Source organism: Microcoleus sp. ARI1-B5, from assembly GCF_036705795.1.
GTDB lineage: Bacteria > Cyanobacteriota > Cyanobacteriia > Cyanobacteriales > Microcoleaceae > Microcoleus.
The window spans coordinates 1-11,878 of the sequence record NZ_JAUBVK010000039.1; the positions used below are offsets into that span (position 1 = coordinate 1).

Here is an 11,878-nt window from a genome sequence, read left to right on the forward strand (position 1 = left end):
TTAACAAGCCGATGTCATAGTACATTAAGAGAAAGCCGTCCTGCAAGGACGGGGTTTTAAACCCAGATTTTTGATAACGGCTAACAGACGAATCTGGGAGCTTGAACCTTAGTCTCAAATTGGAGGTGGACCCCCACAACAGTCGGAAACTTGTATCCGTTTTGTGGGCGGACTCAACCGTTAACGCTTGACAAACAGTTTTTTTCAGGCTAGCCATTCGCCAGCCCACAAAATACCCCAAAAGATTGTAAAGTTTTGTAAAGTTTTCAGGAATTGCGAAAACGGCTGCAAGCACTGCAATTAAAGGATTTTATGATACAGCGCTCCGAGAAGATTTGATGAAGATTGGGTGAAATGTGCCGCCACAGCGATCCCCAAGCGCAAAAGTTTGTGGTAGTCTGTTGCAGTTCGTGAACAACACACAAATTGCGGATCGAGTATGAGTTGTCAAGTATCGGGGAAGTTTCCGCCAAATTTTTTTGGGGCTGAAGCATTAAAGCAAAAACGCACCCCGATACTTTGGTTTGACTCGCGGGGGAATGGCGAAGGGCTAAGCGAGAAATTCTTGACGCCCCATCGCCAAACGGCCAATCCTCCTCTCTCGGTTGGCAATGGCTCTTCACAAAAATGGACGTATGAAGGAAAAATTTGTTGGTGGTCTGCTCGCTGTCCTGTTAGTTCCTGTGGTAGGAACGGCATCGTCTTGTCACGCACAAGCCACAGATGCCGTCAAGCAAAACTCTCAGGGTTCCAAGCAGCAAGTAATTGCCACCCAACCGTCCCCGCAGTTAAACGCAACTCGGGCCGAAGCACAAAAAGTCGGACAGTATCAGTACCAAGCAAGAGCTGACATTGACCGAGACTCGATCGCCAAAATTCAACCGCACGACTTGGGCGGGCGACAAGCAGCGACAGTCTACGTGCGAAACATTCCAGTCATCACCTTTCTCAACCCGAGTCCGGAAACAAATACCAAAATCGGAGAAACTGGCGACAGCAAAGCCAGTGGTAGCAGTCAGTCAAAAGTAGCCGGCGCGAAAGAAAATCCCAAAGTTGGAAACATTGCCAGCAATTCCACCAACCAAGAACCAGATCCAGTGTGGCGGGCATCCAGCCTAGCAGCAAGACTCAACCAGCTAGCCCGCAACAACATCGATCCGAACAGCATTACCGTTAAGTGGGAAAAAGGCGATCGCTACCTGATCCAGGCAAACGGCGAGGACTTGGTAAACATCAACGCCGAAACCATCCTCCCCGACACCACCAGCGACTTCAGCCGAGACGCCCTGCAAGCAACCAATCGCCTCCGCCGACTGCTGGGCAACGCCCCACCTCTCGAAGCAGTCGCAGGCCAACCCCAACCAGAACCCCCCGTGCTGTCTCTGGGCCCAGTTCAAGTGCGGCTCAGCGGCTGGGCTTCCTGGTACGGCCCGGGATTTAACGGCAACCTCAGCGCCAGCGGCGAGCGTTTCGACCAAAATGATTTAACCGCAGCCCACCGCCAGTTGCCCTTCGGCACTAGAGTGATGGTGCGAAATCTCGACAACGGCCGCTCCGTAGTCGTCCGCATTAACGACCGCGGGCCCTATGTGGGCGATCGGCTCATAGACTTGTCCGCCGGCGCAGCCAACGTGCTGGGAATGATGAGCAGCGGGGTTGCGAGAGTGGAAATCGAAGTAATCGAACCGCAGCAGCAAACAACTGTGGGACGTTGACAGTTGACAGTTGACAGTTGACAGTTGACAGTTGACAGCTTGACAGTTGACAGCTTGAGGGCGACCTAGAAGGAAGAGGATTGGAGTAATGAATAGTCTTCTTTTAATTTCTCCCGAAGAAGCTTGGGGCTTTCAACCAATTCTTTCTGGTAAGGCAGAATACAAAAGTTATCCGAAGTGTAGAAAGCAGAAACTAGAATAAAACTTGTCCGGGCTTGAAGTATCTGACATCTTGCACTCGTCGCCATAGTCGCGCGCGCCACAATAGTTTATTTGTTGTGGAACTCGCACGCGAGGCAAGTTGCTAACATCGGTGCAAGATGTCCGATCGAACAAATTCTGACAAATAAATTCTGCATTCTGCCGAATGCCTTCAGGAGAGTGTCTTGGTGCGCCTGTTTACGACCATTGCAGCACTTCGCTGCTACTTAAATTCACAAAAGTCTGCTGCACCTCACGTGACAGTCGGTTTGGTGCCGACGATGGGAGCTTTGCACGCCGGACATCTGAGCTTGATCCAGCGGGCAAGACAAGAAAATGCGATCGTCCTAGTCAGCATTTTTGTCAACCCGCTGCAATTTGGGCCGACAGAAGATTTTCAAGATTATCCCCGGAATTTGGATCGAGACCGGCTGCTGTGCGAACAAGCTGGGGTTGATGCCATTTTTGCTCCCCCAGCAACAGAAATGTTCGGCAACCGAGTCGATTCCCTACGGGATAGCTTCGCCGCGCGTACTCAAACAGAGAAAACCGCCCAAAAACAGATAGAAATTCACCTTTCATCCTTAACTCAAGTAGTGCCGCCGCCGGCGATGACATCGGTTTTGTGCGGCCTCTCCAGGCCCGGTCATTTTCAAGGCGTCGCGGCAATTGTGACCAAACTTTTGAGTTTAGTGCAGCCGACAAAAGCTTATTTCGGTCAGAAAGACGCGCAGCAGCTAGCAATTATCCGCAAACTGGCTGTTGATTTTAACTTGCCTGTAGAGATTGTTGCTTGCCCGATCGTCCGCGAAGAGTCGGGACTGGCAATGAGTTCTCGCAATCAGTATTTAACAGCAGAGCAAAAACAGCAAGCCTGCGCCCTCTACCGCGCCCTGCAACAAGCCTCAAAAACTTTTGCCTCAGGCGACCGCACTGCCGAAGCCGCACTCGCTGCAGCCCGCGCAGAAGTCGCTGGAGAACCCGCAGTCAAGCTGGAATACGCCGAGCTCGTCGATCCCGACACTCTGACGCCGTTGCAGGTTGTGGAAACAGCGGGACTTTTAGCCGTAGCAGCCAGAGTCGGCTCTACTCGGTTGATTGACAATATAATTCTCAGGAACCGCCGGCCAATTGTGGCGATCGACGGCCCGGCGGGTGCGGGCAAATCTACCGTAACTCGCCAAGCAGCAAGAGCTTTGGGCTTGTTTTATTTGGATACTGGGGCGATGTATCGGGCGCTGACTTGGTTGGCTTTGAAAACAAATACGCCGATTTCTGACGAATGCGCGATCGCCGAATTAGTCAGTTGCAGCTATTTAGAATACAACCTCGATCCCGGATCTTTGACGCTGAAGATTAACGGCGAAGACGTAACCGAGGCAATTCGCAGTTTGGAAGTGACATCGCGCGTTTCGGAAATGGCGGCGATTCCGGCCGTGCGGCAGTTTCTGGTGGAGGAACAGCGGCGCTGCGGCAAATCCGGCGGAATTGTGGCAGAAGGCCGGGATATCGGGACTAACGTGTTTCCCGATGCGGAATTGAAGATTTTTTTGACGGCTTCGGTACAAGAGCGATCGCGCCGGCGACTGTTACAACTTAAAGACACCGATCGGGCTAATATTAGCTTGGCCGAGTTGGAACAAGAGATCGCCCTGCGTGACGAAAAAGACAGCACCCGGGAGATTGCACCTTTGCGGAAAGCTGCCGATGCTGTGTCCATTCAAACAGACAATTTGACTGTTGACGAAGTTATCGATCGGATTGTCGGCTTGTACAAACAGAAAACCAATCCTAAAAGTTAATTTTAGGACGCTGCGATGGCCTGCAGCGTCAGGTAGGGACGCGGGCCCGGGCCTGAGTCCCTAACAATATAAACGTGCCGCTAACGGGATTTGAGCGCCGTCGGGAAAATTTCCACTATTTCCCGTTTTGATGGGTTAGGGGGTTTTTTGTACACAAGTCTTAAATTTTTCGATCCGGGCGGACTTCCCTGCGATCGGTTATTTGCAGTAACATTTCTAGGGGCAATCCGATTTAAGATTATTGTCCTAAGTGGATTAACTTGATATCAAAATAAAATCTAGAATTAATTGTGCAAGGTGTGAAGGAGAGAATGACGTGACAAAAATCAAACGGCTCTTGAGGCGGCGAAAAAATTTAATCGTTGCTTTTACGGCCGCCGCAGGCAGTTTTTTGCTGGGTGTGATGTTGCCGATGAACTTGCGGGCAACTGGGCCAGTGGCACCTATGCAGGCGCAAGTCTTGGCCGTATCCCAGTCGCAAGAAGCAAAACCGATATCGAATGTTAATGGGATCAAAGGGGCGATCGCCAATCGAGTTGAGTTTTCCGAACAGGCTATAGGCTCTTTGGAGGCAATCCGCTTTCAATCTGGTCTACCGTCGCAGGTTAAAGGTACAATGCTCCGTCAGGCGAAACTGGATTCGCGGCACAAGGCGATCGCCCTGACATTTGACGACGGCCCCTGGCCGACAACAACTAGACAAATCCTAGATATTCTCAAGAAAAACAATATTAAGGCTACATTTTTCTGGGTAGGAAGATACCTGCAAACTTATCCCGAACTTGGCAAACAAGTTGCGGCATCCGGTCACGCGATCGGCAACCACACTTGGAACCACCAATACATTAAGTATAACGAAGACGGTGCCGCTCGCGAGATCGATCGCACGTCATCGTTAATTGAGGAATTGACCGGAGTCAAAACATCAATGTTCCGGCCGCCAGGAGGCATTTTAAACAATGGATTGGCAGCTTACGCACAGAAGAAAAATTATGCGGTTATCATGTGGTCTGCGGATTCTTTAGATTGGCGGACTGCTACGCAATCGTTGATGGACAACGTGATGCGGCAGGCAAATTCCGGGGGCATTGTGCTAATGCACGACGGCGGCGGCAATCGATCGAGGACTGTAGAAGCTTTGCCCGATATTATTGCTCGATTGAGAAAGGAAGGGTACCAGTTCGTAACAGTTCCCGAGTTATTGCAGATGCAAGAACAAGAGTTAAAGAAGCAGGAAACAGCACAAAAATAAAAAAATGGGAGAGTGGAATTAAGTGCCATTTTCCCATTTTTAATAAATCGCTATATCCATCACAATTAAATGACTTTAGTCCTCATCTAAGAAAAAACTAAAGTCCTCACGATCAAACCTACTGATATGTTCGCAGCATCGGAATGCGAGTCCTCATCTAAGAAAAAACTAAAGTCCTCACTAAAAACCTACTGATATGGGCAAATCCTCCAATTGAGAATTCACCCAACTAGCCGCCGCCAATCCCGATCGCAAAGCAGCTTCTATTTGACCTTCCCCGCACAAATCCCCCGCACAAACCAGGGGCAAAGTCCCTGACGCAGGCAAACAAGAAACAGGCAAAGGATTTCGACAAAAAGCATAGCGCCAGCGGTGCACCTGCAACCATTCCGGCTGATTCAACCAAGGGATTAGATATTCACAAGCGCGATCGAGCAATTCCCCACCGACAGTATCCAAATCAGCAGCTTCTAAATAGCGCTGTGCAAAATTAGCGCTGCTGTGAACCACAAACACAGGCTGCTGCGGATCGAGCCGCTTGCTGCTGTCGAGGCCAATCCAAGCTAAATCAGAATCATCGGGAAAAGAAACAGATTTCCACTGCGGATTTAGATCGCTCAAATCAGAATTTCGTTCCGCAGAATAGCCAGCCATAACTGTAATGCAAGGATCGTACTCTACAGAACGCAATGTGTCAAGAAAATCCGAGGAAAAACCGATTTCTGAATCCAAAAACATTAAAGCTTGAGGAGCAGGAATTGCCACAACCACAGCCTTAGCAATCAATTCTTGAGGTATCTCTAAATTGTCGTCGGTAACTTCCAGAGAAAGATGCCACATTTGGCTGTCAGTACGAGAAATAGCTTTGACGCGGCGGCCGTACCAAATGTCTAAACCCTCAGCGATATACTTACCGACAGCATTCATCCCAGCAGGCGCGACATAACAAGAATTAGGAATAAAAGATATTTCTCCTTGTCGGAATTCTCCCACACTATCCGTCCAGAGTTTCATGAGCTGGCGATCGACCAAAACATCAATTAACCCCTCCACCGCAACTCGACCCTGCGGCTCCAAATAGCGAGCTCCGTGATCGGCCCTAGTGCCGTGCACGCGGCGAGTTGCGACTCGTCCGCCCGGACCGCGAGATTTCTCAACAACCGCCACAGAATAGCCAGCTAGGCGCAACTGCCGAGCACAAATGAGCCCCGCCATCCCCGCACCGATCGCCACAACATCAAACATAGTTAAACTGTAAGTATTTTGGATTTAGTAATCAGCTTAAAGGCTGGGGGGCAAAAGATGCAGGGCCGTGCTCGCATAAAAGCCCGCCGCCGAGATTCCTCGACCAGGTAGTAGAATAGGGACAGCACGAATCGACAGCTAAGATTAGTTTAAAAAAATGTAGCGCTCGGCAAGTTCCAAAGCGCGATCGTTACTAGGGGACAATCTAAAATCTCAAATCTAAAATCTAAAATAGCATTAGGGGAGGGCAAAATTTTGGACGAACTCAGAGCAGCACTAGAATTGACAACAGAAGAAGAATTGCAGCAACTAACAGAACTTCTGTTCAGCCGCAAGTTTAACCCTTTAGATTACGTGCAAACACCCGCGCCCACAGACGTACAAAGCCGCGATCGCCAAGCGTGGCTAGACGCAGTAGAACAGCGGTTTCGGTATCTTGCAGCCGACGGGTTGACGGTACTGAGAGGGCGAACCGAACAAGTAACTTACAGACAAGCGCTAATTCAAGTTTGCCGCTATCTCAAAATCCCTTATCCCAAACAGTTGTCAACCACCGACTTAGAAGCAGAAGTATTTCTGCACTTAATGGGCCGCGCGTGGAAGCGTTTACCGGCAGACGAACAGCAAGCGCTGACAGTGCGGGTACAGCGAGCAATTGTGGAGTCGAAACTCTCAGAACCGCTGCCAATTTCTGCCGAGAAAGACCCGCTCGGTTTGCTGTTCAAAGGTGGCAGCGCTTTAGCCGTCAGCTCCATCTTAAAACCAATGTTGCTTAAATTGATGGCCAATCAATTTGCGCTGCACTTTGCTACTTATCAAATGGCAAAACAAGCTGCGATTGTAGGCTCTGCAACCGCAGCAACTCAGTTTCAAAATTATGTCGCAATTCAGACGGCGCGGCGCGGTATGGCCGTGAGTGCGGCTCGTTACGGTGCGACGCGGAGCGTGTTTTCGTTGATCGGCCCGGTGATGTGGACTTGGTTTTTAGCGGATTTGGGTTGGCGATCGATTTCAACCAACTACGGCCGCATTATCCCGACCATTTTTGCCTTAGCTCAAATTCGATTAACGCGATCGGAATGCGTTTGGGAATTAGCATAGCGATTTGGGATTTGGGATTTTGGATTGAAGAATTGAAGAATTGAAGAATTGAAGAATTGGGAGTTTGGGTGAACATCAAAAAAACGTGGAAATTAGCTACCAAACAGACAGCCAAAAATCTCAAGTCTCGCCTGCAAAAACATCCCGATCGCCAGTTGCAAATTCCTTGGAATTTCGCTCAACTTGGCGCGTTCATTTTTCCGACTATTCCGATTTTAGGAGCTTTGGGAATATTCCTAGGATTAATTGGCACTTGTCAGCAAAAGTTTCGGCAAATCAGCCGCCGCCCGCTGAATCGAGGATTTGCAATTCTCAGCGCGCTGCTAGTCATCACGGCGATTTTTGCCAACAACCGCATCGAGGCTGTTTTAGGCTTGGCCAATTTCTTGCCATTCTTTATATTGTTTGCCGCTTTCAGCAGTTTAATTCAAACTCCGGCTCAGTTGCGACAGTTGTCTTGGGCGATCGCAATTAGTGCAATTCCCGTGATAATTTTGGGTTTGGGACAGCAATTTTTAGGTTGGAGCGGCATCGATTTATTGCAGCCTGTTTTTGGCTGGGTACTCGAACCGAAAGGCAATCCCCCCGGCCGCATGGCTTCTGTGTTTATGTACGCTAATATTTTAGCTTGCTATCTGACAATTGCTTTTATTTTAACACTGGGATTGTGGATGGAAGAACGAGGAAGGAAGTTCGGCAACGGATTGTGTAACGGATTTAACGGATTGATTTCGGAGGTGCGAGGTAAGAAGGAAACAATTAATCAACTGCAAATTACCGATTCCCAATTCTCGATTACCGATTCCCGATTACCGATTCGCAATTACCGATTCTTATTTTTAAGTTTAGCAATAGTGGGAAATGCTGTTTGTTTAATTTTTACTAATTCTCGGAATGCGTGGGGATTGGCAGTTTTGGCAGTTTTGGCTTTTGCATTTTCTGCGGGTTATAAAAAAATATTAGCTGCGGTTTTTAGTGCGGTTGGTGCAGTGTTTTTGTCGGCGTTTGGCCCGGAACCGCTGCGGCAATTTTTGCGAATAATTATCCCGGCTTTCTTCTGGGCCAGACTCACCGATGAGATGTTTCCAAATCGGCCGACTGCTACTTTGAGAACAACTCAGTGGGAATTTGCTTGGTCGATGGCTCAGCAGCGTCCTTGGACTGGTTGGGGGCTGCGAAATTTCACGCCTCTTTATCAAGATAGAATGCACGAATGGCTGGGTCATCCTCACAGTTTGATGCTGATGTTGGCTGCGGAAACTGGATTGCCGGCAACGCTTTTGTTGTTTGGTTTAGTTGGTTGGGTTTTGGCTAAAGGTGTTTTGCTGCTGGCGAATTGGCCTGTTTTTGCTGCGGATATTAAACATCAGGAAATAGCAGCAGAGGAACTAACGGAAAATTATGTATTGGTCAATCAAAATTCAATATCTACCAGCACAAATCAGGTGGTTTGTCAAGATGTCGAAAATGCCGATCGCCTAATTTTTTTCAGTTATTTATTAGCCTTCGCCGCCTGTACGCTGTTTAACACTGTAGATGTGACGCTGTTTGATTTGCGGGTTAATACGATAAGTTGGTTGCTGTTGGCGGCGATTTGGGGTGTGTGCGAAGAGGGAATTGGGCATAGGGCATAGGGCATGGGGCAGAGAGGGCATCGGGAATAGGGCATGGGGCAGAGAGGGCATTAGAGGCAGAGGCTGAAAGGTTATTGATACCAATAACCAATAACCAATAACCAACTGTCAAGCGGTCAACTGTCAAGCGGTCAACTGTCAACTGACTTCCCTCATTCCACCGTCACCGACTTCGCCAAATTGCGGGGCTGATCCACATCCAAACCTCGGCGCGCCGCAATGTGATAGGCCAACAATTGCAGCGGAATCACTGTCACAATCGGCGACAACAATTCATCCACCAAAGGCACCGGCAAAATGCAGTCAAAAATATCGGCTTCCGCCGCGCCTTGTTTCGGGGTAACGCCAATTAAACGGGCGTCGCGGGCCTTGGCTTCTTGGGCGTTGGAAAGGACTTTTTCGTAGACGCTTCCGGGCATGGCGATCGCCACTACAGGCACTTTAGCATCCAAAAGGGCGATCGGGCCGTGTTTCATCTCTCCGGCGGGATATCCTTCGGCGTGAATGTAGCTAATTTCCTTCAGCTTCAGCGCCCCTTCCAAAGCAATCGGAAAGTTAATTCCCCGCCCCAAAAAGATAAAATCTTGGGTTTCCGTGAACTGGTGCGACAATTCCTCGACATACTGTTCTTGAATCTCCAAAAACTTCTCAATTTCGGCTGGTAACTGGCGCAAACCCGCAAGAATTTCTGCTAATCTCTCGGTGCTGATTGTTTGCCGCTGGTGCGCCAAATCCAAAGCTAAGAAATAGAATGCCATCAACTGAGTGACAAAAGTTTTAGTTGCAGCAACGCCGATTTCTATACCGGCGTGGGTGTTGAGGACGTGCGGCATCATGTGGGCGATCGAGCTTTCAGTCCTGTTAGTAATTCCCAACATTCGCGATCGAAATTTATCAGTAAAACCCGCGCGGCGCTGCTGTTCCATCCCCAAAGCAGCCAGCGTGTCCGCCGTTTCTCCCGACTGAGTTACCCCAATAATTAAAGTATTTGCTGTCAGCGGTGCGGGCGCGTAGCGGTACTCAGAAGCGTACTGCACCGCAGTGGGAATATTGGCTAACTGTTCCAACAAATATTTGCCAATTAGCGAGGCGTGCCAGCTCGTTCCGCAGGCGAGAATTGAAATTTGTTCGACACCGGCGCAAAGTTCTTTCGGCAGGTTTAGATTGATGGGAGAGCCTGGATTTCCCGGCTGCCAATCGCTGTCTAAATAAGTCTCCAAACAAGCTCGAACTACGGCCGGCTGTTCGTAAATTTCCTTGTGCATGAAGTGCTTAAAGCCCTGTTTCTCCACAGAAACCGGACTCCAGCCGAGGAGGCGCGGGATTTTTTTCAGCCTTTCTCCTGCAAAGCTGTAAACTTCAACTCCCATCGGAGTTAGCCTTGCCAATTCGCCATTTTCGAGGGACAAAACGGCGCGGGTGTGAGAGATTAAGGCCGGCGTGTCGGAAGCGCAGAAAAATTCGCCTGCACCAAAGCCTATCACCAAAGGAGCTTGCTGTCTGGCGACAATGAGTTCGTCGGGAAAATCTGCACTAATTACGGCGATCGCAAAAGCTCCTTCTAACCGATTTACCGCCTTTAAAACCACTTCCAAAAACGACAACTCAGCAATTTCCTCTGCTGTTGGATCTTTTCCTTCTTCCTTCTTCCTTCTTCCGACTTCCCTCGGACTTCTTCCTTCTTGGAAAAAATCAGCTATTAAATGAGGAATAACTTCTGTATCCGTCTCCGAGACAAATTTATGTCCCTTCGCTTTCAATTCTTCGCGCAACTCGCGATAATTTTCGACAATTCCATTTTGAACTACCGCAATTCGCCCGCTATTATCCCGGTGAGGGTGAGCGTTATATTCCTCTGGTTTGCCGTGAGTTGCCCAGCGGGTGTGCCCGATGCCGATGGGAGCGAGAGAGTCTATCTCTGCTAGCTTTTCCCGGAGGTTGTGCAATTTGCCCTTAGCTCGGATGCAGGTAATTTCTCCTTCGGAGATGGTAGCGAGGCCCGCTGAATCGTAGCCCCGGTATTCCAGTTTTTCCAATCCTGCTAGCAAAATCTCGCTTGCTGCTTGCGTGCCTATATAGCCAACGATTCCGCACATTTAAGGTACTACTCCTGCTTAGCGATCGCAATAAAACCCAAGTTTTATTATTTTTACACCAGTTTCAAAAGAGAATGCAACTGTAGGGAAGATCCCCGTCATGATAGTCAGTCGATTTTCCATTTTTCGATTTTCCATTTTTCGATTTGACTTGCAGCGCAGTGAATCAGTGAGCAGGAACTAGGATCTAAAATTTTGATCCCGATCGGCCAAGCTCGCGTCGGGGGCTTGTGTCCGTTTGTTGCGGGTCATCGAAAATCCCAAATCGAAAATCAAAAATCTTCAATGCGAAAATGGTATTACCTTCTTCCGGCCACAGAATGCAGATCCCGCGACAAAAAGAGAGGGGGCAATTTAATCGCCCCCTCTCTTGTGCCCGTAATTCGATCGGCGTGCCGATCGATATTTAGTAGGCCAGACCCATACTGCGAGTGGTCTCTGCTCCCAGGTAAACCCGGATGCTCAGAAAATCGGTAGGGCAAGCAGTTTCGCACCGCTTGCAGCCTACGCAATCTTCTGTGCGGGGAGATGCGGCAATCTGAGCTGCTTTGCAGCCATCCCAGGGCACCATCTCCAAAACGTCAGTCGGACAAGCGCGGACGCACTGAGTGCAGCCGATGCAGGTATCGTAAATTTTGACTGAATGAGACATTGAATAAAGGCTCCCAACGAGTCACTAAAAATTTGCTGCCTCTGCGAATTAACAGATTTGACGGCGAGGTGCCACCGCTATAGCCTGCACAGAGAATTAAAGGCTAGTCTACCGCAGTGCTTGGAAGCACTTCGCGAAAAAGCGACAAAACTTCACAGTTATTAACGCTGGGAGTCTTAT

General features: G+C 49.2%; 8 protein-coding genes. 5 read left to right on the plus strand and 3 right to left on the minus strand.

What is annotated here, in order from left to right; translation table 11 throughout:
• Positions 1-635 precede the first annotated feature (635 nt).
• From QUB63_RS31290 to QUB63_RS31300, 3 genes are all read left to right on the plus strand, one after another.
• Complete coding sequence (locus QUB63_RS31290) at positions 636-1,715, plus strand: septal ring lytic transglycosylase RlpA family protein (protein WP_332949268.1); 1,080 nt, start codon at positions 636-638, stop codon at positions 1,713-1,715.
• Between the two features lie 389 nt (positions 1,716-2,104).
• Complete coding sequence (locus tag QUB63_RS31295) at positions 2,105-3,718, plus strand: bifunctional pantoate--beta-alanine ligase/(d)CMP kinase (protein ID WP_332949269.1); 1,614 nt, start codon at positions 2,105-2,107, stop codon at positions 3,716-3,718.
• Between the two features lie 316 nt (positions 3,719-4,034).
• On the plus strand, positions 4,035-4,970 hold the full coding sequence (locus QUB63_RS31300; protein ID WP_332949270.1) for a polysaccharide deacetylase family protein: 936 nt from the start codon (positions 4,035-4,037) through the stop codon (positions 4,968-4,970).
• 180 nt (positions 4,971-5,150) lie between these two features.
• Here the strand turns inward: QUB63_RS31300 and QUB63_RS31305 are convergent, their stop codons facing one another.
• Positions 5,151-6,215: an NAD(P)/FAD-dependent oxidoreductase gene (locus tag QUB63_RS31305; RefSeq protein WP_332949271.1), complete on the minus strand. Its 1,065-nt coding sequence runs from the start codon at positions 6,213-6,215 to the stop codon at positions 5,151-5,153.
• Positions 6,216-6,470: 255 nt separating this feature from the next.
• On the opposite strand from QUB63_RS31305, the gene QUB63_RS31310 reads away from it, so the two are divergent.
• The gene (locus QUB63_RS31310; protein WP_332949272.1) at positions 6,471-7,316 is read left to right on the plus strand and encodes a YaaW family protein; all 846 of its coding nucleotides are present in this window, start codon (positions 6,471-6,473) and stop codon (positions 7,314-7,316) included.
• 68 nt (positions 7,317-7,384) lie between these two features.
• Positions 7,385-8,950: an O-antigen ligase family protein gene (locus QUB63_RS31315; RefSeq protein WP_332949273.1), complete on the plus strand. Its 1,566-nt coding sequence runs from the start codon at positions 7,385-7,387 to the stop codon at positions 8,948-8,950.
• A 152-nt stretch (positions 8,951-9,102) separates the two neighbouring features.
• On the opposite strand, the gene glmS is transcribed toward QUB63_RS31315, so the two are convergent.
• Both glmS and psaC read right to left on the minus strand, forming a co-directional pair.
• Positions 9,103-11,046, minus strand: a complete 1,944-nt coding sequence (gene glmS, locus QUB63_RS31320; protein WP_332949274.1) for a glutamine--fructose-6-phosphate transaminase (isomerizing) — start codon at positions 11,044-11,046, stop codon at positions 9,103-9,105.
• Positions 11,047-11,452: 406 nt separating this feature from the next.
• On the minus strand, positions 11,453-11,698 hold the full coding sequence (gene psaC / locus QUB63_RS31325) for a photosystem I iron-sulfur center protein PsaC (protein WP_332949275.1): 246 nt from the start codon (positions 11,696-11,698) through the stop codon (positions 11,453-11,455).
• Positions 11,699-11,878 lie beyond the last annotated feature (180 nt).